The 19,893-nt window shown below is 72.1% G+C and carries 19 protein-coding genes; 8 read left to right on the top strand and 11 right to left on the bottom strand.

Going from position 1 to position 19,893, the window contains the following annotated elements; all coding sequences use genetic code 11:
- Positions 1-71: 71 nt before the first annotated feature.
- From VQH23_RS08940 to VQH23_RS08920, 5 genes are read right to left on the bottom strand one after another with little or no spacing between them, the layout of a single operon-like run.
- Positions 72-1,232: an LLM class flavin-dependent oxidoreductase gene (locus VQH23_RS08940; RefSeq protein ID WP_338665285.1), complete on the bottom strand. Its 1,161-nt coding sequence runs from the start codon at positions 1,230-1,232 to the stop codon at positions 72-74.
- Positions 1,232-2,656: an amidase gene (locus VQH23_RS08935; protein WP_338665284.1), complete on the bottom strand. Its 1,425-nt coding sequence runs from the start codon at positions 2,654-2,656 to the stop codon at positions 1,232-1,234. Before VQH23_RS08935 ends, VQH23_RS08940 begins: the two co-directional genes overlap by 1 nt.
- Complete coding sequence (locus tag VQH23_RS08930; protein ID WP_338665283.1) at positions 2,646-3,488, bottom strand: polysaccharide deacetylase; 843 nt, start codon at positions 3,486-3,488, stop codon at positions 2,646-2,648. Before VQH23_RS08930 ends, VQH23_RS08935 begins: the two co-directional genes overlap by 11 nt.
- Positions 3,485-4,261 (bottom strand): SDR family NAD(P)-dependent oxidoreductase, encoded by a 777-nt coding sequence (locus VQH23_RS08925; protein WP_338665282.1) that lies wholly within the window; start codon positions 4,259-4,261, stop codon positions 3,485-3,487. Before VQH23_RS08925 ends, VQH23_RS08930 begins: the two co-directional genes overlap by 4 nt.
- The gene (locus VQH23_RS08920; protein ID WP_338665281.1) at positions 4,254-5,018 is read right to left on the bottom strand and encodes an SDR family oxidoreductase; all 765 of its coding nucleotides are present in this window, start codon (positions 5,016-5,018) and stop codon (positions 4,254-4,256) included. The genes VQH23_RS08925 and VQH23_RS08920 overlap by 8 nt, the downstream gene beginning before the upstream one ends.
- 99 nt (positions 5,019-5,117) lie before the next feature.
- Between VQH23_RS08920 and VQH23_RS08915 the strand changes: the two genes are divergently transcribed.
- Positions 5,118-5,918, top strand: coding sequence for an IclR family transcriptional regulator (locus tag VQH23_RS08915; protein WP_338665280.1), 801 nt, complete (start codon positions 5,118-5,120; stop codon positions 5,916-5,918).
- A 100-nt stretch (positions 5,919-6,018) separates the two neighbouring features.
- Here the strand turns inward: VQH23_RS08915 and VQH23_RS08910 are convergent, their stop codons facing one another.
- Positions 6,019-7,398 (bottom strand): HAMP domain-containing sensor histidine kinase, encoded by a 1,380-nt coding sequence (locus VQH23_RS08910; protein WP_338665279.1) that lies wholly within the window; start codon positions 7,396-7,398, stop codon positions 6,019-6,021.
- Positions 7,395-8,108, bottom strand: coding sequence for a response regulator (locus VQH23_RS08905; protein ID WP_338665278.1), 714 nt, complete (start codon positions 8,106-8,108; stop codon positions 7,395-7,397). The genes VQH23_RS08910 and VQH23_RS08905 overlap by 4 nt, the downstream gene beginning before the upstream one ends.
- A gap of 160 nt (positions 8,109-8,268) precedes the next feature.
- Between VQH23_RS08905 and VQH23_RS08900 the strand changes: the two genes are divergently transcribed.
- From VQH23_RS08900 to VQH23_RS08890, 3 genes are all read left to right on the top strand, one after another.
- Positions 8,269-9,081 carry a MipA/OmpV family protein gene (locus tag VQH23_RS08900; protein ID WP_338665277.1) on the top strand — a complete coding sequence of 271 codons (813 nt, stop codon included), beginning with the start codon at positions 8,269-8,271 and terminating at the stop codon, positions 9,079-9,081.
- Positions 9,082-9,191: 110 nt separating this feature from the next.
- A complete protein-coding gene (locus VQH23_RS08895; protein WP_338665276.1) occupies positions 9,192-9,626 on the top strand; it encodes an abscisic acid-deficient protein Aba4 family protein in 435 nt (144 codons plus the stop codon).
- Between the two features lie 15 nt (positions 9,627-9,641).
- A complete protein-coding gene (locus VQH23_RS08890) occupies positions 9,642-10,451 on the top strand; it encodes a hypothetical protein (RefSeq protein ID WP_338665275.1) in 810 nt (269 codons plus the stop codon).
- An 83-nt stretch (positions 10,452-10,534) separates the two neighbouring features.
- Here VQH23_RS08890 and VQH23_RS08885 read toward each other — a convergent pair whose 3' ends face one another.
- Positions 10,535-11,323 (bottom strand): GntR family transcriptional regulator, encoded by a 789-nt coding sequence (locus VQH23_RS08885; protein WP_338665274.1) that lies wholly within the window; start codon positions 11,321-11,323, stop codon positions 10,535-10,537.
- A 100-nt stretch (positions 11,324-11,423) separates the two neighbouring features.
- On the opposite strand from VQH23_RS08885, the gene VQH23_RS08880 reads away from it, so the two are divergent.
- The 3 genes from VQH23_RS08880 (at position 11,424) to VQH23_RS08870 (ending at position 14,148) form a co-directional block, all read left to right on the top strand.
- A complete protein-coding gene (locus VQH23_RS08880; RefSeq protein ID WP_338665273.1) occupies positions 11,424-12,437 on the top strand; it encodes a tripartite tricarboxylate transporter substrate binding protein in 1,014 nt (337 codons plus the stop codon).
- A gap of 14 nt (positions 12,438-12,451) precedes the next feature.
- Positions 12,452-13,801: an adenylosuccinate lyase family protein gene (locus VQH23_RS08875; RefSeq protein WP_338665272.1), complete on the top strand. Its 1,350-nt coding sequence runs from the start codon at positions 12,452-12,454 to the stop codon at positions 13,799-13,801.
- Between the two features lie 68 nt (positions 13,802-13,869).
- A complete protein-coding gene (locus VQH23_RS08870; protein WP_338665271.1) occupies positions 13,870-14,148 on the top strand; it encodes a hypothetical protein in 279 nt (92 codons plus the stop codon).
- A 57-nt stretch (positions 14,149-14,205) separates the two neighbouring features.
- On the opposite strand, the gene VQH23_RS08865 is transcribed toward VQH23_RS08870, so the two are convergent.
- Both VQH23_RS08865 and VQH23_RS08860 read right to left on the bottom strand, forming a co-directional pair.
- A complete protein-coding gene (locus VQH23_RS08865) occupies positions 14,206-15,555 on the bottom strand; it encodes an aspartate aminotransferase family protein (protein ID WP_338665270.1) in 1,350 nt (449 codons plus the stop codon).
- Positions 15,552-16,394 carry a MurR/RpiR family transcriptional regulator gene (locus VQH23_RS08860; RefSeq protein ID WP_338665269.1) on the bottom strand — a complete coding sequence of 281 codons (843 nt, stop codon included), beginning with the start codon at positions 16,392-16,394 and terminating at the stop codon, positions 15,552-15,554. The genes VQH23_RS08865 and VQH23_RS08860 overlap by 4 nt, the downstream gene beginning before the upstream one ends.
- 73 nt (positions 16,395-16,467) lie before the next feature.
- On the opposite strand from VQH23_RS08860, the gene VQH23_RS08855 reads away from it, so the two are divergent.
- Positions 16,468-17,100, top strand: a complete 633-nt coding sequence (locus tag VQH23_RS08855) for an aspartate/glutamate racemase family protein (protein ID WP_338665268.1) — start codon at positions 16,468-16,470, stop codon at positions 17,098-17,100.
- A gap of 222 nt (positions 17,101-17,322) precedes the next feature.
- Here the strand turns inward: VQH23_RS08855 and glgX are convergent, their stop codons facing one another.
- Positions 17,323-19,458 (bottom strand): glycogen debranching protein GlgX, encoded by a 2,136-nt coding sequence (glgX, locus tag VQH23_RS08850; protein ID WP_338665267.1) that lies wholly within the window; start codon positions 19,456-19,458, stop codon positions 17,323-17,325.
- Positions 19,459-19,893: the final 435 nt, after the last annotated feature.

Raw genomic sequence — 19,893 nt, 5'->3', positions numbered from 1 at the left:
CCGTGTGATCACTGGCACCCCCCCCCCGCCGGGGCCGCCCTTCGCCGGATCGAGCGCCCGGCTTCGGATGCTCAGTGGGCCGCCACGGCTTCCACCTTGCCGAACCGCTCCCGCAGGCCCCGGCCTTCCAGCAGGGGCATCACCTCCTCGAAGCGCCGTAGCCCGTCGGCGAAGTCCACCCAGGTGAGGAGGACACCGTCGAGGCCCGCTTCTGAGAGCTGATCCAGCCGCGCGGCGATGTCCCCGGCCGTGCCGACGAGGCCGGAGCCGCCGGCTCCCGCCGCGAAGCGCTTGCGGAAGGCGCGCACCGCTTCCGGCGATTGCAGGATCTTCGTCTGCGATCCCACGCCCGCGCTCCAGGCGTCCAGGCTCGGCCCGTCCTCATGGCGCACGGCGAAGTGCTCCAGGTAGTCCTCCGCCTCCGCCCGCGTCTCCCGCTGCACACAGTAGGCGTAGGTCCAGACCTGCACCTCCCGCCCGTAGTCCTGGCGGGCCATCCTCTTGTAGGCGGCGATCTGCGCCGCGATCTCCGCCGTGTCCTCGGAGCGGAGGATGAGGAAGCAGATGTCGGCGTGCTCGCACGCGAAGCGCTGCCCGCGATCGGACCCGCCGGCGTTGACGATGGGCGGGCCGGGCTGCTGCAGGGGCTTGGGCATGGAGGAGCCGCGGAGGATGCGGAAGAACCGCCCCTCGTGGTCGAACTCCGCCTCCTCCCGCCAGAGGCGCCGGATGACGGTCAGCCACTCCTCCAGATGGTCGTAGCGGGCGTCGTGCTCCGCCATAGCGGCGCCGAACATCTCCAGCTCCGGCTTGTTCCAGCCACCGACCACGTTCAGCGCGAAGCGGCCATCCGCGATGATGTCGATGGTGGCGCACTGCTTCGCGGCGGTGACGGGGTGCAGCGTGGGCGCGTGGGAGGTGGCGATGACGGCCATGTGCCGCGTCGCCTGCGCGATCCCCGCGCACCAGGTGAAGGGATCGAGGGTGACGCCGCTGGCATGCGCCGGCTCGCCGGGGATGTAGCCCTTCCACCGGGCGTAGGCGAGCACGGCCTCGAAGCCCAGCGCGTCCGCGAGTTGCGCGGTCTCCACGGAGGCCTTCCAGCCCGGGCGGTAGGCCTCCGGCACGAGGGTCTGCGCCGCGCCCTTCCCGTTCGTCCCGAAGATCCCGAGCTTCATCCGGTTCGTGCCGAGCAGCGGGTTCCGCTGCCGGGCCGCGCTGGACTCTGCCATCACGCGACGACCGGCTTCACGCTGTCCACCACCCATCGCGCCAGCCCGGCCAGCGCCGCATCCGTGTGAAGCTGGCCGATGACCTGCACGCCCACGGGCATGCCGCTGACGGAGAGGAGCGGCAGGGTGATGGCGGGGGAGCCGAGGACGGAGGTGGCGGCGTTATAGGCGGGCAGGCCCGTCGTGTGCGTCACGCCGGAATCCTTGGCCTTGTTTTCCAGGGCGGGCGCGGGGCCGACGGAGGAGAGGCTGATCAGCCCGTCCGCCAGCGGCGCGATCGCCTCGAAAGCGCGGCGCGCGGCCTCCCGCTGCATCAGCACCAGGCGGTAGTCCTGCAGCGTCATGCTGCGGGCGAGGCCGAGGCGGGACATCATGCTCTCGCTCAGCCCGGTCGGGAACCGCTCCACCAGGTTCTCCAGCGTCCAGCGCAGCTCGTAGCCGCAGACGTCGCGGCAGATGGCGAGGCTGTCGCTGATGGCGCGCTCGAAGTTCTCGATCAGCGGGTTGTCGCCACGGCGCAGGATCGTCACCCCCGCGTCGCGCAGCCCGCCGAGGACGCGGTCGAAGGCGCCGGCCGTCGTCGCGTCCGTCTCGGCCCAGCCCTCGCTCTCCATCACGATCAGGCGGCCGGGCCTCGCCGCGGGGCGCGGCGCCGCCTCGCCGAAGAGGCCGGGCTGGCCGGGATCGCCGCCGGAGCGGACGCCCATCTCGTAGAGGACCCGCCACATGTCCGTCAGGTCGCCCGCGTGCACGCCGATATGGCTCTGGCTGAAGGCCAGCCGCTCGCCGCGGTGGATGGCGCCGAAGCTCGGCTTGATGGCGGTGTTCGCGCAGAAGCCGGCCGGGCGAATGATGGAGCCCACCACCTGCGTGCCGAGCGCGGCCGGCACCATTCCCGCCCCGATCACCGCGGCCGAGCCGGAGGAGGAGCCGCCGGGCGTGTGGTCGGGGTTGAAGGGGTTGGTGGTGGGGCCGGGATGGGACATGCCCAGCTCCGTCGTCACCGTCTTACCGATGATCACGGCGCCGGCCTGGCGCAGCGCCAGCACGCTCGCGCTGTCCATCTTTGTCTGCGCGCCCTTGAACAGGGGCGTGCCCTGCTCGGTGGGCATGTCCTTCGTCTGCAGCATGTCCTTGATGCCGACGGGCATGCCGTCGATGGAGGAGAGCGCGCGCCCGGCCCTGTAGCGGGCCGTGGCCGCGTCCGCCGCCTCCCGCGCGCCGGCCTCGTTCAGCGTCACCCAGGCGCGCACCACCGGCTCCCGCGCCGCGATCACCTCCAGGCAGCGCTCCAGGTAGGCGCGGGGCGTGTCCGTGCCGTCCGTGAAGCGCGGCACGGCGTCGTGGAAGGTCAGGGGGCGGAAGGTGGCGGGGTCGTAGCCCGTGGCGCGGGCGGCGCCCGCCATGTGCGTGTCAGGCGTCATGCGCAGCGCTCCAGGCCTCGGCCACTTCTGTGCCGGTGGCGAACCAGACGTTCGGGAAGGACTTGATGAAGCCGATCATTTCCCGCAGCAGCGCGATGCGGCTGGGCCGCCCGATCACCTGCGGGTGCATGACGAGGTTGTAGAGCCCGCCCCAGCGATAGATCTCCCGGAACTCGTCCTGGAAGATCTCGAGGATGTGGCTGTTGGGGAAGATCGGCCGCGGCGACTTCACGGAGAACAGCGCGTGCGGCGCATCGTCCGTGCTCCAGTGCCAGGGCAGCTCCACCGGGCCCTTGCTGCCGTCCGGCAGCGTCAGGCGATAGGGCACCACGTCGTCCAGCAGGGAGCTGTCGTAGAGGAAGCCGTGCTTCTGCAGCAGCCGGATCATGCTGTCGCTGGACTCGCCGGCCGGCGAGCGGTAGCCGCGCGGCACCACGCCGACCACGCGCTTCAGCGCGTTCAGCCCCTTCTCCATCTCCTCCACCTCCTTGTCCGGGAAGTCGGGGTCGATCCAGTTGTGGGAGTAGCTGTGGTGCGCCACCTCGTGCCCCCCGGCCACGATCATCTCCGTGCGCTGCGGGTGGTGCTCCGCGGTCCAGCCCGGGACGAAGAAGGTGGCCCTCAGCTCCTCCTCGGCCAGCGTCTCCAGGATCTTCGGCACGCCGACCTTGGCGCCGTAGACGCCCTGGCTGAGGATGCCGGGGCGGCGCGCGTTGGAGGGGTCGCGGGAGGTCCAGAGGGTCTCCGCGTCGAAGTCGAAGGTGAGCATCACGGCGATGCGCGCGCCGCCCGGCCAGTTCACGCTCTTGTCGATCATCCCCCGATTCTTCATCCCATGGTCTCCTCTCCGGGCGCGCGGGGCGGGTTGCGGGCGGTGGTCCAGCCGCCATCCACGGCGATCACCTGGCCCGCCACGAAGGAGGCGTCGTCGGAGGCGAGAAAGGCGATTACGGAGGCCACCTCCTCCGGCCTGCCGGCGCGCCGCAGCGGCGTTGGCTCGACGATGGCCCTGATGTAGTACGGCTTCGTCAGGTGCTTCTCCGTCATCGCCGTCTCGATCACGCCGGGTGCCACCGCATTGACGAGAATGCCGTCGGGCCCGAGTTCTGAGGCGAGCTGGCGCGTGAACTGCGCCACCCCCGCCTTGGCCACCGCGTAGGCCGTGGTGCCGGGATAGCCGGACAGGGCGAGGGTGGAGGAGACGTTCACGATCCGCCCGCCCGGCCGGGACAGGTGCGGCGCCACGCCGCGCGTGACCCGCAGCACGGCCTTCAGATTGGTGTCGATGAAGCGGTCGATCAGATCGTCGTCCGATTCCGCCAGCGACTTCGAGCCGCCGATCCCCGCGTTGTTCACGAGGATGTCCACCCGCCCGAAGGCGTCGAGCGCGGCGCGCGCCAGCACCTCGCCGGCGCCCTTCGAGCCGATATCCAGCTCCAGGAACGGCGCGCCGAGTTCGCCCGCCGTCGCCGCCACCTCCGGGATCCGGTCGGCCAGCAGCACCCGCGCGCCGTCCGCGGCCAGGCGCCGGGCCGTCGCGGCACCGATACCGCGCGCCGCGCCGGTCACGATGGCCGCGCGGCCCTCCAGGCAGGGTTCAGGCAAGCCGCCCTCCATCGACGGGGAGCGCGATGCCCGTGGTGAAGGCGGCGTCGTCGCTGAGAAGAAACAGGACGGAGGCGGCCACCTCCTCCGCGCGGCCGAAGCGGCCCAGCGGGTGGCGGGCGCGGAACTCCGCCTCCCGCCGCGCCCGCGCCTCGGGGCCGGGGGCGTCGGCGAAGGTCGCCTCCAGCATCGGCGTCTCGATGGAGCCGGGGCAGACGCAGTTCACGCGGATGCCTTCCGGCGCGTGCACCCGCGCCAGGCTCCGCGTCATCATCACCACCGCCGCCTTGCTCGCCGAGTAGGCCGGCAGGGCGGGGGAGCCGGTGAGGCCGGCGGCCGAGGCGAAGGTGACGACCGCGCCGCCCCCGGCGCCCCGCATCAGGGGCAGGATCGCGCGCAGCGTCAGCCAGGTGCCCTTCACGTTGACGTCGAAGAGCCGGTCCCAGTCCTCTTCCGCCAGCTCGGTCAGCGGCGCGGTGGAGCCGACCGTCCCGGCCGATGTCGCCAGCAGCGTGACGGGCCCGAGGCGGCCCGCCTCCTCCGCGAGGCGCGCCTGGTCGGCCGCGCTCGTCACGTCACCCTGCACGGCCACCGCGCCAGGGCAGGCCGCCATCGCCGCCTTCAGCCCCGCCGCGTCGCGGTCGAACAGCAGGACGCGCGCGCCCTCCCGCGCCAATCCCTCTGCCGTCGCCCGGCCCAGGCCGGAGGCCGCGCCGGTGACCACGGCGACGCGGCCGGCGAAGCGGTCAGGACTCATGGGGATCACGGCGTCGGGGCATCAATCCTCCGGCAGCAACAAGTATTGACTATCGATACGATCGGATTGTATTTCGATGCTAGCGAGAGGATCGTCGCCATGTCAAAGGCAAAACGGTCGCCGCCCGCGGCGCCGGAGGAGGAGGAGGTGGATTCCCGTCTCTACGTGCAGGCCGTCGAGAAGGCGTTCCGCGTGCTGGAGGTCTTCGGCACCCTGCAGCGTCCCCTCTCCCTCTCGGAGATCGCGGAGGCCTCCGGGCTGGACAAGAGCGGGGCGCAGCGCATGTGCTACACGCTGCGCCGCCTCGGCTACTTGGCGGCGGACGAGCACGGGCGCGGCCACGTGCCCGGCCTGCGCCTCATGGACCGCTCCTACGACTTCCTGCGGATGCACCCGCTCGTCCAGCGCGCCACGCCCCCGCTGATGGACCTGCGGCGGACGACGCAGGAGCGGGTGGACCTCAGCCTGCCGGACGACCTGTCGATCATCTACGCCGTGCGCCTGCAGAGCAAACGGGAGACCTTCGCGGCCACGCTGGTTGGGCGCCGCCTTCCGACCTTCGCCTCCTCCGGCGGCCGGGCCATGCTGGCCTACCGGAGCGACGAGGAGGTGGAGAGCGTCCTCCGGCGCTCCGACCGGCGGGCGGCGACGCCCAGGACCGTGGTGGACCTGCCCGGCCTCCGCGCGAAGGTCGAGGAGGCGCGGGCGCTGGGCTACGCCCTGGCGCTGGAGGAGTGGTTCCTCGGCGAGATCGTGCTGGCCGCCGCGGTCACCGACGGCCAGGGCAGGCCTGTCGGCGCCATCCACATCGCGGGCTCGCTGGCGGAATGGGACGCGGAGGAGTTCCGCCGGCGGATGGCGCCCCTGGCCATGGAGGCCGCGCGCGCACTGAGCGGCTGAGGGGCCTGCCCACCCCTCGCGGCGCCTCCGGCAGGGTGGCCGCTCATCCCAGCGATTCCTAGAAGGCCGCGCGCCGGCGGCGCGGAAGCCCTGCGCGGGATCACTGGCCGTCGGCCTCCTTCCGCACGGTCGGAAGGTCGATGCGGGCCTCCAGCCCGCCGGACGGGCGGTTGAGCAGCCGGATCTCGCCGCCATGCGCCCGGACGATGCTCCGCGCCGCCGTGAGGCCGAGCCCGACGCCCCCGGTCGCGCGGTTGCGGGAGGTCTCCAGCCGGTGGTACGGGGCGAAGGCCTGCTCCAGCGCCTCCTCGGGCAGTCCCGGTCCCTCGTCGGAGATGACGATCTCCGCGCGCCCGCTCGTCATCCGCAGGCGGACCGCCGGCGGCGTCGCGTACTTCACCGCGTTCTCGATGAGGTTGACGAAGGCCCGCCGCAGGTCGTGAGGGCGGCCGTGATGCGTGCCCTGGTCCGGCCCCTCGTAGAGGAGCGCGACCCCCTGATCGCCATAGTCGTCGATGATGGACTTCAGCAGCTCCGGCAGGTCGAAGAGCGTGAAGGGCTCCTGGCCGGCATCGTCGCGGAAGAAGGCCAGCGCCGAATCGACCATCTCCTGCATCTCGTCGACGTAGCGGAAGAGCTTGTCCTGCTGCGGTTCCTCGACAAACTCGGCGATCAGCCGCATGCGGGTCAGGGGCGTGCGGAGGTCGTGCGAGATCGCGGCCAGCATCACGGTCCGGTCCCTCACGAAGCGGCTGGTCCGGTCCTGCATGGCGTTGAAGGCGTCGATGGTGTCCCGCAGCTCGGCCGGCCCGACGGGGCGGATTGGCGGGGCGTGCGGATCCGTCCCGAAGCGCCGCACCGCCGCGGCGAGCCGCTCGATCGGCAGGGCGAGGCTGCGCGCCGTGACCATGGCGAGCAGCAGGACGGAGGCGAGGGCGAAGGACAGGTCCAGCACCGACCGCGCCCTGGCGGGCAAGCCCCAGCGCCATTCCGTGACCGTGAACATGGCCCATGAGCGGTCGGACAGCTGAACCCCCATGAAGAAGGCCTCGGCGTTCCCCGCCGGCTCGAACGCGAAGCGGACCTCGTCCATCTCCGGGCTGTCGGAGGAGAAGAAGATGATCGCCCGGGCGGCGTCGCCGAGCAGCGCCTGGATCGAGGGGAGCGCCTCGTCGAAGTTGTGGCGCAGCCTCTCCGTCAGCCGGAGGGGCGCCTCGCCGGCGTACCAGCTCAGCCGGTAGTCCGCCGTGCTCGCGGCCGCCGCGATGGCCGGCCGGCTCTCCGGCGGCTGGGAGTCGAGGATTCGCACAGCGGTGGCGGCGCTGTTCAGCAGGCCGGCCTCCGACAGGGAGGGCCGCCCCCAGACCCCGGCGAAGTTCACGAACAGCGCGTTGATCACCAGCGTCGCCCCGAAGGCGAGCAGGATGGTCAGGACGAAGCGCCGGGCGATCGTGTCGTCCAGCCAGCGCCGGAAGCTCATATCCGCCGGACCTGGGCCATGAGGATGTAGCCGCCGTTGCGCACCGTGCGGATCAGGTCGGGGTTCTTCGTATCGGCCTCGAGCTTGCGGCGCAGGCGGCTGATCTGCGCGTCGATGCTGCGGTCGAAGGCCGCGCTGGCCGTGCCGCGGGTGAGGTCCAGCAGCATGTCGCGGGTTAGCACGCGCTGCGGGTGCTCGGCGAAGGCGAGAAGCAGGTCGAACTCCCCGGCGGAGAGGAACACCAGCGAGCCGGCGTCCGAGCGCAGCTCCCGCCGCGTGATGTCCAGCCGCCAGCGGCCGAAGCCGAGCATCGGCCGCGCGTCCTTCGGCTGCTGGGGGGTTTCCGCACGGCGCAGCACGGCCTTGATGCGGGCGAGGAGCTCCCGCGCGTTGAAGGGCTTGGTCAGGTAGTCGTCGGCGCCGATCTCGAGGCCCACGATCCGGTCGGTGTGCTCGCTCATGGCCGTGAGCATGATGACCGGCATGGCGGAGGTGGCGCGAAGCCGCCGGCACAGGTCGAGGCCGTTCTCCCCCTGCAGCATGATGTCGAGGATGACGACGTTCACCGCCCGCGTCTCGAGCAGCGCGAACATCTCCTCGCCCGTCCGGGCCACAGAGACCGTGCAGGCCTGGTTCTCGAGGAACTGCGTCAGCAGGGAGAGGATGTCCTCGTCGTCGTCCACGATCAGAACATGCGGCATCGGCGTCATGCCCGTCCTTCTACCCTCCGGACCACGATCCCGTGTGATCGTGTTGTGCCGGTTTTGTATCAGCGCCGGCACAGGATGACGACGCCGGCGCAACCCTCTCATCAGCCGATCAAGATCACCGCCTAAGGGTCGCTCCCGACCAGAAGGAGCATCCCACCCCGTGTCGCTCAGCCCTCGTATCCTCCTCCGCGCCTGCCCGGTGCTGCCACTGCTTCTCGCCGCCGCCCCGGCGCTCGCCCAGGGGGGCCAGGCACCGGACCCCGTCACCGGCTGGTCCGGGTTCATCGGGCTCGGCCCCGCCCTCGTGCCGGACTATGCCGGGGCGGACACGGTCAAGGTCGCCCCCTTCGTGCTGGGCGACGTGGAGTACGGCGCGTACTTCCTGCAGCTGCGCGGGCTGAGCCTTCGCGCCAACCTGGTGCCGTCCCGCGACATCGTCGCGGGGCCGCTGCTGCGGCTCAACACCGGCCGCAACGACGACGTGGACAGCGACCGCGTGTCCCGCCTGAACGAGATCGACACCTCCGTCGAGGCCGGCGGCTTCCTCGGCGTCCGCCTCGGCGGCGACGCCCGCGGCCAGGGCCGGGTGGAGCTGTCCCTCGCCGCGACAGGATCGAGCAACGGCTTTCTCGGCACGGCCGGCGTCTCCTACGCCGCGCTGCGCGGCCGCAGCTTCTTCGTCAACCTCGACGCGGAGGCGAACCTCGCCAGCGGGAAGTATACGCGCACCTTCTTCGGCGTGACGGAGCCGGAGGCCGTGCGCTCCGGGCTGCCGGGCTACCGGCCGGGGGGCGGGTTGCGCGACGTGGGGCTGGGCCTCACCGCCGGCTACCAGTTCAACCGGCGCTGGGGCCTGACCGGACGGCTCGCCTACAGCCACCTGCTGGGCGACGCCGCCGACAGCCCGATCGTGAGGCTGGAGGGCTCGCGGAGCCAGCTGCTCGGCGGTCTCGCCCTGTCTTACCGATTCTGATTCGGCCGATTCTGATTCGGCCGGTTCCGATCCGGCCAAGGTTCCGGCCGCACGGCCCCGGCGCCCCGCGCTTCCAGGCACCCCGCGCTTCCAACGACATGGAGAAGACCATGGATCCTGCCATCCTGTTCCGGATCGCCAACATGATTGCCCTGGCCGGTTGGGCGGCGCTGATCCTCGGCGTCCTCACCGGGCGTGCCTGGCTGCGGGTGGGGGTCGCCGGCCGTGCCGTCCCGATCATCCTTTCGGTCCTCTACACGGCGCTCGTGGCCGTCGCCTGGCCGGGCGCGGGGGGCGGGTACGGCACCCTCGGCGCGGTCGCCCTCCTCTTCGAGGATCCCCGCATGCTGCTGGCGGGCTGGGCCCACTACCTCGCCTTCGACCTCCTGGTCGGCGGCTCGATCGCGGATGAGGTGGACCGCCGGGGGCTGACGCGCTGGCTGCTTCTGCCCGCGCTGCCGCTGACCTTCCTGTTCGGGCCGGTCGGCCTCCTCGTCCTCCTCGCCGGCGCCGCGCTGCTGCGCCCGGCGCCCCGCACCGCCTGAAGGGAGGGCACGTCCGTGTCCGAAGTCCTGACCCAGGCCGCCGGGCTTCTCCGGCGGGAGCGCCTCGCCACGGCGACCGGCCTGCTCTTTCTCGCGATGACGCTGCCGACCCTTCTCGGTCTCGCCCTGGACGGCCGGACCATCGGCGGGGTCTCTGTCTGGCTGAAGCCGCTCAAGTTCCAGCTGTCCCTCGCCGTCCACGTGCTGACCGTCGTGCTGGCCCTCAGCGCGCTCGACAGGAAGGCCAGGAGGGGCCGCGCGGCCGCGGTGATCGTGGCCGTGCTGCTGGGTGCGGCGCTGTTCGAGGCCGGCTGGATCACCCTGCAGGGCGCGCGCGGCCTGCCCTCGCACTTCGCCACCAGCCCCTTCGATCTGGCCATGTACGCGCTGATGGGTATCGGGGCGACGCTCCTCGTCCTGGCGACCGCGCTGCTCGGCGCGCTGATCCTGCGGCATCCCGCGCCCGGGGTGCCCGTGCTCGTCGGCCGCGCCGTCGCGATCGGGCTGCTCGTCTCGGGGGTCACGGGGCTGGTGACGGGCTGGGCCATCTCCACGAATGATGGCGCGGTGGTGGGGGGCTCGGGCGTGGCCGGCCCCACCATCCCGCTGTTCGGCTGGTCTGGCACGGCCGGGGACCTGCGGGTGGCGCACTTCGTCGGCCTGCACGCGGCCCAGCTCCTCCCCCTGCTTGGCCTAGTCCTGAGCGCCTCGAGGGCACGGGGCGCGCCGCAGGTCCTCGCCGCCGCCGCCGTGCTCTGGCCGGCCGCCACGCTGGGCCTCCTGCTTCAGGCGCTGGCCGGCCGCCCCTTGATCCCGCTCGGCTGACGCATGAACCGTCCGCCGCAACTGTCCGCCGCGCCGGGAGAGCTGCCGCGGCCCTGCGCCCGCACCCCCCGCCGGGATGTCCGTCACCCGCCCGCCGAAGATCCCTCCGGCGCGCCCGTCCGCCGGAGCCGGGTCGAGTAGGAGAAGCGCTCGGCCGGGTGCAGGCTGACCGTCACCGCGAGCGGGATGCCGGCCGGGTCGATGTAGCGGCGGGTGATCTCCAGCGCGTGCCCGCCCGGCTCGGCCTGGAGCGCCTCCGCCACCTCGCCTTCCGGGATCCCCGAGGCGCGGATGTCCTGGGCGACCTCGTCGATCGGCCGCCCCGACCTTTCGGCGAGGAGGGTCGCGATCAGCCCGCGATGGCTGCCCTCCCTCAGCCGCCGCTCGAGATCGCGGGGGGCCGCGTCCGCGTCGGCGTAGGTGTCGGTCCAGCAGAGCGGCAGCCCGTCCCGGCCCGGCGCGACGCGCAGGCTGGAGACCTGGCACCAGCGGCTTCCCGGGCGCAGCGCGAGCCGCGCGGCGAGGAGGTCGTCCGCGATCACCGGCCCGACCCGCAGGACCCGCCGCTCGGTCTCCACGGCGTACTGCAGCAGGTCGTCGATCCCGGCCAGGGACTGGGCATAGGTGCCGGGCCGCCGCGGCGCTCCCGCCGTCACATGGGTGCCTGACCGGCGCCGCCGGGAGACGAGGCCCAGCTCCTCCAGCCGCAGCAGGGCGGCGCGGACGGTGGCGCGGCTGACCCCCCGCTCCGCCGAGAGCTCGACCTCGGTCGGCAGCCTGGAACCGGCGGGGCGCACCCCGCGCGCGATCTCGTCGGCGAGTTCGCGGGCCAGGGCCGCGTAGCGCGGCGGGGAGGCGGCGGCGGGCAGCATCGGCAGATAAGGTACGGACCAATCTATCGTTGACAAGCGCTGCCGCGCGGCGGTTATGGTCCGTTCCATAAAATAAGTCCGAACCAATAGAGGAAGAGCCATGCTGTCCCGCCGGTCCCTGCTTGCCGCCGCTGCCGCGTCCGGCCTCGCGCCCGTTCTCCCGGCAGCCCCGGCCCGGGCCCAGCCGCAGAACCAGGGCACCGGGAGCTACCCGGACAAGCCCATCCGCCTGATCCTGCCCTTCAGTGCGGGCGGCCCGACGGACACGCTGGGCCGAGTTTTCGCCGAGCAGCTGTCCCGGCAGATGGGCGCGCGCGTGCTGGTCGAGAACCGCACCGGCGCGGGCTCCACCATCGGGGCGGACGTCGTCGCCAAGGCCGCGCCGGACGGCTACACGCTGCTGTTCAACAACCTCTCCCACTCCATCAACCCCAGCCTCTACCGCCGCGTGCCCTACGACACGGTGGCGGACTTCGTGCCGGTGGGCGTGCTGATGGAGGGGCCGGTGGTGGTCCTGGTCGGCGCCAACTCGCCCTACCGCACGCTGAAGGACCTCATCGAAGCCGCCCGTGCCCGGCCGGACCGGCTGGACTACGGATCGGCGGGCAACGGCTCGGCCGCGCATGTCTCCATGGTGCAGATCCTCGCCAAGACCGGGGCGCGCATGAACCATGTCGTCTATCGCGGCGTGGCGAACGCGATGACCGACCTCCTGTCCGGCACCATCGCCTCGGTGAACGACACCTCCACCACGGCGCTCGGCAGCATCCGCGGCGGCATGGTGCGCCCGCTCGCCGTCACCTCCCCCGCCCGCGTGCCCTTCCTGCCGGACCTGCCGACGGTGCGCGAGAGCGGCATCCCGGAGCTGGCCGACTTCCAGATGTCCACCTGGAACATGCTCCTCGCCCCCGCCGCGACCCCGCGCCCGGTCGTGGACCGGCTGCACGCTGAGGTGGCGGCGGCGATGAAGGACGCGGGTTTCGTCGCGAAGCTGGCGGAGCTCGGCAACGTGCCCATGCCGGAGGCGGATCTCGCGGGGACGCGGGCCTTCCTCGTCTCCGAAATGGAGCGCTGGCGCGCCGTCATGACCCAGGCCGGCGTCCGCCCGGAATAACAGGAACCCCTATCATGCCCAGCACCCCGCTCGACTCCGCCCTGTTTCGTGACATGTTCGGCACGCCCGCGATGCGCGCCGTCTTCTCCGACGAGGCCCTGGTCGGCCGCTACGTCGAGGTGGAGGTCGCGCTCGCCCGCGCCGAGGCGCGGTGCGGCGTCATCCCCGCCGGGGCGGCGGAGGCGATCGCCGCCGCGGGCGCCGGGGCCGCCTTCGACTGGCCCCGGCTGAAGGCCGAGACCGACAATGTCGGCTATCCCATCCTCGCCATCGTCCACCAGCTCGCGGAGAGGGCGGGCGAGGCCGGGCGCTACGTCCACTGGGGCGCGACCACCCAGGACATCATGGACACGGCCAGCGTGCTGCAGCTCCGCGCCGCCCTGGATCTTGTCGCCGCCGACATCGAGGCCCTGCGCGGCATCCTCGCCGACCTCGCGGCGCGCCACCGCGACACGCCGATGGCGGGCCGCACCCACCTGCAGCAGGCTCTTCCCGTCACCTTCGGCTACAAGGTCGCGGTCTGGCTGGCGGCGATGGACCGGCATGCCGAGCGGCTGGCGCAGCTCCGGCCGCGCGTGCTGGTCGGGCAGTTCGCCGGGGCCGCGGGCACGCTGGCATCCCTCGGCGAGGACGGCTTCCGCGTGCAGCAGGCCTTCTGCGAGGAGCTCGGCCTGGGCCAGCCCGTCGTCACCTGGCACGTGGCGCGGGACGGGCTGGCGGAGGCGGTGGCCTTCCTCGGCCTCGTCACCGGCACGCTGGCGAAGGTGGCGACCGACATCATGCTGATGATGTCCACCGAGTTCGGCGGCGAGGTGATGGAGCCCTTCGTGAAGGGCCGTGGCGCCTCCTCCACCATGCCGCAGAAGCGCAACCCGATCTCCTCCGAGATCATGCTGGCCACCGCCAAGGCGGTGCGGCAGCAGGTGGCGCTGGTCCTCGACGCGATGGTCCAGGACTTCGAGCGCGCGACCGGGCCCTGGCACCTGGAGTGGCTGGCCCTGCCGGAGAGCTTCCTCCTCGCCGCCTCCTGCCTGCACCAGGCCAGGTTCGCGCTCTCGGGCCTGACGGTCGACACGGACCGGATGCGGGCGAACCTCGACCTCTCCGGCGGGCTGATTGTGGCCGAGGCGGTGATGATGGCGGCCGCCCCCGCGCTCGGGCGCCAGCACGCGCACGACGTGGTCTACGACGCCTGCCGCGCCGCCATCACCTCCGGCCGCCCCCTGGCCGAAGCCCTGGTGGAGGTGCCTGAGGTGGTCGAGGCGCTGGGCGGCGCCGAGGGAGTCCGGCGGCGCTGCGATCCCGGCCACTACCTCGGGCTCGCGCCCGCGATGGTGGACCGGGTGGTGGCGGGCCGCGCCTGAGGCCAGGGGCCGGCCCCTTCCCGGAGGGATGGAGCGCCTTCTGCACCAACACCAGCGGCGCCGACGGGGTGCTGCCGCCCACCCATTCCCTGCTGCGGAGCAACGGGGCGGGGGCCTGGTTCGGCTGGCCGGAGATCCCGGCCATCGAGAGCGGCATCCGGGACTGGTTCGATGCCGGATCGCAGGCCGATGCCGGGCGCACGGCGCGGGGCATCCAGGAGGCCGCCTTCCGCGAAGTGCCCTACTACCCGCTGGGCCAGTTCCGGCAGCCCTACGCCTTCCGGCGCGACATGGCCGGCATGGTGCGGGCGCCGATCCCCGTCCTGTGGAACGTCCGGCGGGGATGACGCCTTCGCCGAACTTCGCGGGCGCCAGCGCGCCCGTGCTCGCGCGCCCCCGCCGGGTCAGCCGCTCGCGCCGCGTGCCACGCCCGCCAGCGCCGCGTCCACCGCCTCGCCCAGCCGTTCCACGATGAGGTCGATCTCCGCCTCCTCCGCGATGTAGGGCGGCGCAAGGAGGATGTGGTCCCCGCGCACCCCGTCCACCGTGCCGCCGCCGGGGTACACGGCCAGCCCGCGCGCGAAGGCCTCGTCCCGGATGCGGGCGTTCAGCCGGCGGGCGGGCTCGAAGGGCTCGCGCGTCGTGCGGTCCGCCACCAGCTCGATGGCTCGGAACAGCCCGCGGCCGCGGATGTCGCCGACGTGGCGGTGGTTGCCGAAGCGCTCCACCAGCCCCGCCTCCAGCCGCGCGCCCATGGCTTGCACGTGGTCCAGCAGGTTGTCGCGCGCGATCGCCTCCTGCACCGCCAGCGCCGCCGCGCAGGCCACAGGATGGGAGAGATAGGTGTGGCCGTGCTGGAAGGCGCCGGAGCCCGCCATGATCGGCGCCAGCACCCGGTCATTCATCAGGATGGCGCCGATCGGCTGGTAGCCGCCGCCCAGGCCCTTCGCGACCGCCTGGATGTCCGGCGCGATGCCTTCCTGCTCCCAGGCGTGCAGCGTGCCGGTACGGCCCATGCCGCTCATCACCTCGTCCAGGATCAGCAGGGCGCCGTGGCGGTCGCAGATGTCGCGCACGGCGCGGAAGTAGCCGGCAGGCGGGGCCACGCAGCCCGCGGTCGCGCCCACCACCGTCTCCGCCACGAAGGCGGCCACGTTCGCCGGGCCGAGGCGCTGGAACTCCGCCTCCAGCTCCTCCGCCAGGCGCGCGACGTAGCCGGCCTCGTCCTCGCCGTCCCGCATCCCGCGATAGGGGAAAGCGGCGGAGACGTGGCTGAAGGCGTCCGCCAGGATCGGCGCGTAGGGCGCGCGCCGCGCCGCGTTCCCGCCCAGCGCCAGCGCGCCCAGCGTGTTCCCGTGGTAGCTCTGGCGCCGCGCGATGAAGCGCGTGCGGCCCGGCTCGCCCTTCTCCACGAAGTGCTGGCGCGCCAGCTTCAGCGCGGCCTCCATCGCTTCCGACCCGCCGGAGACGAAGTAGGCCCGGCTCAGCCCGCCCGGCTCGTGGCCCACCAGCACCTCGCCGAGCCGCTCCGCGGGCTCGTTGGTGAAGAAGCCCGTGTGCGCGTACTCCAGCGCCGCCACCTGCCGCTGCACCGCGGCCACCACGTGCGGGTGCCCGTGGCCCAGGCACGACACGGCGGCTCCGCCGGAGGCGTCCAGCACCTCCCGCCCATCGGACGCCCGCAGCCAGCACCCGTGCCCGGAGACGGCCACGGGCGGCGCGGCGCGGCCGCGGTGCAGAAGACGAGACGTCATCGGAGATCCCTTTCGGTTGCCGGCACGTAGCGGGAGAGCTCTGCCAGGCGCGCCTCCGCCTGGCGCAGCCGCTCCATCGCCGCCGCGCCGCCCTGCGCGAACACCGCCGCCGCCAGCGCCTGCGCCAGCGAGACGGCCCCTGTGAGAGAGTGGAAGAAACCCGGCCCGTCAGCCTCGAAGCGCAGCAGGTGCGCTGCGCCGCGCGCCACGGGGGCGGCGGGGGAATCCGTCAGGGCGACCAGGGTGGAACCGGCGGTGCGCGCCGCCGCCGCGGTCCGCACCGCCTCCGCCGAGTAGGGCGCGAAGCTCGCCACCACCACCGCGTCCCGGCCGGAGAAGGCGTCCAGGTCCAGCTCCTCCGGCCCTTCCGCCCCTACCAGCCGCGTTTCCGGCCGGAACAGCCTGAGCTGGTAGTGCAGCAGCCCCGCCACCGCGCGGCAGGACCGGAAGCCCGCGCACCAGATCCGGGGCGACCGGTGCAGCGCCGCTGCGGCCTCCGCGACCGGGCCGCCTTGCAGCGCCCCCAACATCGCCGCATCGGCGGCCAGCATCGCCGCCGGCAAGTCGTTCCGCCTGCGGGCCCGCCCGGAGAAGGGCGCCGCCGGCCTCCGCGCCTCCACCAGCGCCGCGCGCAGGGGCTCCCACCCGGCATAGCCCAGCGCCTGCGCCAGCCGCGTGAAGCTGGCCGGCGTGGCGCCCGCATCCGCCGCAAGGTCGCGCATGGACCGCGTGGTGGCGTCGAAGGCGTGCTCCGCCAGATACCGCGCCGCCTCCCGCAGCCGCGGCGGCAGGTCAGGCAGGGCGAGGCGCAGCCTTTCCAGGGGTGCGTCGGAGGACATGAACCATATGATGCGCTACCGGGCCGCATGCGCAACACTTGTTTCATCAATCGGTGCGCGTCAGGATCGCCCCATGCGGATTGCCCTCATCCACGCCCTGCGCCATTCCCCCCCGCCGGTCGAGGCCGCCTTTGCCCGCCTGTGGCCGGACGCCACCCTCATGAACCTGCTGGACGACAGCCTCTCCGCCGACCTCGCCCGCGACGGCGCCCTCACCCCCGCGATGACCGATCGCTTCCTCACCCTGGCCCGCTACGCCCGCGGCACCGGTGCCGACGGCATCCTCTTCACCTGCTCCGCCTTCGGCTCCTGCATCGAGGCGGTGGCCGAGGCGCTGGCGCCCCTCCCCGTCCTCAAGCCCAACGAGGCCATGGTGGCGGAGGCCGCGGCCATCGGTGGCCGCATCGGCCTCCTCGCCAGCTTTGCCCCCACCCTCGCCAGCATGCCGCCCGAGTTCCCGCCGGGCCTCGCCCTCGTCCCGCGCCTCGCCAGCGGCGCCCTGGACGCCCTGAACCGCGGTGACGCCGAGGCGCACGACCGCCTCGCCGCCGAGGCCGCGCAGGACCTTGCGGAATGCGACGCCATCGCCCTGGCCCAGTTCAGCCTCGCCCGCGCCGCCCCGCTCGTCGCGGCCGCCACAGGCAAGCCCGTTCTCACCACGCCGGACAGTGCCGTACGGGCCTTGCGGGCGCGGCTTCTGGGATGACGGGATGTCCCGGGAAGAGGAAGAAAGAATTCTTCCTCTCCCCGGCCCCCTCACCATCATCTTCTTTTAGGAGTTGGTCTCTCTCGGCTGATGGTGCGCCTCGGGTCGATGACTCGAGGCGACTGCAAGGGCAGGACGGTGCAGCGGCAGCCAGAAGGGGATCCAAGGGCCTCAGGCCCTTGGCGGGGGTCCAGGGGGCGGAGCCCCCTGGGGCCGCCCGCCCTACTTCTCCGTCTCGGCCTGCAGCAGGAACAGCACCACGGATCGCCCCGTGACCTGGTAGGTATCCCCGCACTCGAAGGCGCGCTCCTCCTCATCGTCGGGGATGTTCGTATCGGCCAGCAGGGTCCAGCCCTGGCAGCCCGAGGCGTCCGGCAGGTTGAATTCCACCAGGTCGTGGTGCCCGTTGATCACCATCAGCACCGTGGCGTCCTGCCCGCGCTTGCGGATGCCAGTGACCTGCGCGCGGCCATCCATCAACATGCCGAAGCACTTGGTGGTCGCGTTGTCCCAGTCGCCGGGCTGCATCTCGGAGCCGTTGGCGTTGATCCAGGTCACGTCCCGGACGCCCAGTTCCTCGTTCATCTGCCCGGTCAGGAAGCGGGTGCGGCGGAGGATGGGGTACTTGTGCCGCAGCTCCAACAGCTTGCGGGTGAAGCGGATCAGGGTCTGCCCCTTTTCCTCGATCTCCCAGTTGACCCAGCTGATCTCGCTGTCCTGGCAGTAGGCGTTGTTGTTGCCCTCCTGCGTCCGGCCGAACTCGTCGCCGGCCAGGATCATCGGCGTGCCCTGGGAGAGAACCAGGGTGGAGAGGATGTTCCGGATCTGCCGCTCCCGCAGGGCGTTGATCTCGGGATCGTCCGTCGGCCCTTCCGCGCCGCAGTTCCAGGAACGGTTGTCGGAATGGCCGTCCTTGTTGTCCTCGCCGTTCGCCTCGTTGTGCTTCTCGTTGTAGGTCACCGTGTCGTTCAGCGTGAAGCCGTCATGCGCGGTCACGAAGTTCACGCTGGCCCAGGCGCCGCGGCCGCTGTGGTTGAACTTGTCCGGCGAGCCGCAGAGCCGCGGCGCGAGCGCCTGGGCGCTCGCCTCACCGCGCCAGAAGTCGCGCACCGTGTCGCGGAAGCTGTCGTTCCACTCGGCCCAGCCGGCGGGGAAGCTGCCCACCTGGTAGCCGCCGGGGCCGATGTCCCAGGGCTCCGCGATCAGCTTCACGGTCTGCAGCACGGGGTCCTGCTGGCACACCTTCAGGAAGCCGCTCTGCTCGTCGAAGCCGTGCGGCTCGCGCGCCAGGATGGTGCCGAGGTCGAAGCGGAACCCGTCGATGTGCATCTCCTGCACCCAGTAGCGCAGGCTGTCCGCCACCATCTGGATCACGCGAGGGTGGGAGAGGTTTACCGTGTTCCCGGTGCCCGTGTCGTTGATGTAGAAGCGCTTCTGGTCGGGCAGCAGGCGGTAGTAGCTGGCGTTGTCGATGCCCTTGAAGGACAGCGTCGGCCCCTTCTCGTTCCCTTCCGCCGTGTGGTTGTACACCACGTCCAGGATCACCTCGAGGCCCGCCTCGTGGTAGCGCGCCACCATCTCCTTGAACTCGCGCAGGCTGTTCGGCACGTCGGAGGCGTAGCGAGGGTCGGGCGCGAAGAAGCCGATGCTGTTGTAGCCCCAGAAGTTCACCAGCCCCTTCTGCAGCAGGAAGTCGTCGTCGATGAAGGTGTGCACCGGCAGCAGCTCGACCGAGGTGACGCCGAGCGACTTGATGTAGTCCACCACCGGCTTCTGCCCGAGGCCGGCATAGGTGCCGCGCAGGTTCTCCGGCACGTCAGGGTGAAGCTTCGTGTAGCCCTTCACATGCGTTTCGTAGACCACCGTGTGGTCCCAGGGCACGAAGCGCCGCCCCGGCTCCCCGTGCCAGTCGAAGTTGGGATCGACGATCACGCATTTCGGCACGAAGGGCGCACTGTCGCGCTCATCGAAGGTCAGGTCGTCCCCGCTCTCCATCTTGTAGCCGAACACGGCCGGATCCCAGGTCAGCGACCCCGCATGGGCGCGCGCATAGGGGTCCAGCAGCAGCTTGTTCGGGTTGAAGCGGTGCCCCGCCTCCGGCTCGTACGGCCCGTGGACGCGGTAACCGTAGAAGGTTCCCGGCCCCACATCCGGCAGGTAGCCGTGGAAGATCTGGTTCGTGTACTCCGGCAGCTCGACCCGCTCGATCTCCTTCTCGCCGGTGCTGTCGAAGAGGCACACCTCCACCTTCGTCGCGTTCGCGGAGAAGAGGGAAAAGTTCGTCCCCTGCCCGTCCCAGTGGGCCCCGCGCTTCGCGGGCGAACCCTCTCTGATCCGCCCCTTGATGATCTCTGACAACGTCCGGTCCCGTCCACTATGCCCGCGCCGCAGGGCGCCGATCGCGGACAGCGGAACGGGCGGCAGGGCCGCCGGTTGAGGGTGAAACGGCCGGGCAGGCTTGAATCTTCCCACCCCCCGCATTTTTCCGGCGAGCGCGGCACGGGCGCCGCACAGGGCACGCCTGATGCTGCGCGGGCTGAGCCTGCGATTGCGGTCCGTGGCCAGGGAGAGGAAGAAGGAATACTCCCTCTCCCCGGACCCCTCACCATCTTCTTCTTCTAGGCTTTGGTCTCACCCTGCTGACGGTGCGCCTCGGGTCGATGACCCGAGGCGACTGCAAGGGCAGGAAGAAGCCCCTCACGCGGAGACCCCCTGTCAGGACGGTGCGGCGGCAGCCAGAAGGGGTTCCAAGGGCCTCAGGCCCTTGGCGGGGGTCCAGGGGGCGGCGCCCCC

Source organism: Pararoseomonas sp. SCSIO 73927 (genome assembly GCF_037040815.1).
In the GTDB taxonomy this organism is placed as follows: Bacteria; Pseudomonadota; Alphaproteobacteria; order Acetobacterales; family Acetobacteraceae; genus Roseomonas.
This window is presented reverse-complemented; position numbering and strand designations above follow the sequence as displayed.

Coding starts and splice junctions, on each gene's coding strand:
- VQH23_RS08940 (WP_338665285.1), bottom strand. CDS start 1,232: ATGGCAGAGTCCAGCGCGGCCCGGCAGCGGAACCCGCTGCTCGGCACG.
- VQH23_RS08935 (WP_338665284.1), bottom strand. CDS start 2,656: ATGACGCCTGACACGCACATGGCGGGCGCCGCCCGCGCCACGGGCTAC.
- VQH23_RS08930 (WP_338665283.1), bottom strand. CDS start 3,488: ATGAAGAATCGGGGGATGATCGACAAGAGCGTGAACTGGCCGGGCGGC.
- VQH23_RS08920 (WP_338665281.1), bottom strand. CDS start 5,018: ATGAGTCCTGACCGCTTCGCCGGCCGCGTCGCCGTGGTCACCGGCGCG.
- VQH23_RS08915 (WP_338665280.1), top strand. CDS start 5,118: ATGTCAAAGGCAAAACGGTCGCCGCCCGCGGCGCCGGAGGAGGAGGAG.
- VQH23_RS08910 (WP_338665279.1), bottom strand. CDS start 7,398: ATGAGCTTCCGGCGCTGGCTGGACGACACGATCGCCCGGCGCTTCGTC.
- VQH23_RS08905 (WP_338665278.1), bottom strand. CDS start 8,108: ATGACGCCGATGCCGCATGTTCTGATCGTGGACGACGACGAGGACATC.
- VQH23_RS08895 (WP_338665276.1), top strand. CDS start 9,192: ATGGATCCTGCCATCCTGTTCCGGATCGCCAACATGATTGCCCTGGCC.
- VQH23_RS08885 (WP_338665274.1), bottom strand. CDS start 11,323: ATGCTGCCCGCCGCCGCCTCCCCGCCGCGCTACGCGGCCCTGGCCCGC.
- VQH23_RS08880 (WP_338665273.1), top strand. CDS start 11,424: ATGCTGTCCCGCCGGTCCCTGCTTGCCGCCGCTGCCGCGTCCGGCCTC.
- VQH23_RS08875 (WP_338665272.1), top strand. CDS start 12,452: ATGCCCAGCACCCCGCTCGACTCCGCCCTGTTTCGTGACATGTTCGGC.
- VQH23_RS08865 (WP_338665270.1), bottom strand. CDS start 15,555: ATGACGTCTCGTCTTCTGCACCGCGGCCGCGCCGCGCCGCCCGTGGCC.
- VQH23_RS08860 (WP_338665269.1), bottom strand. CDS start 16,394: ATGTCCTCCGACGCACCCCTGGAAAGGCTGCGCCTCGCCCTGCCTGAC.
- VQH23_RS08855 (WP_338665268.1), top strand. CDS start 16,468: ATGCGGATTGCCCTCATCCACGCCCTGCGCCATTCCCCCCCGCCGGTC.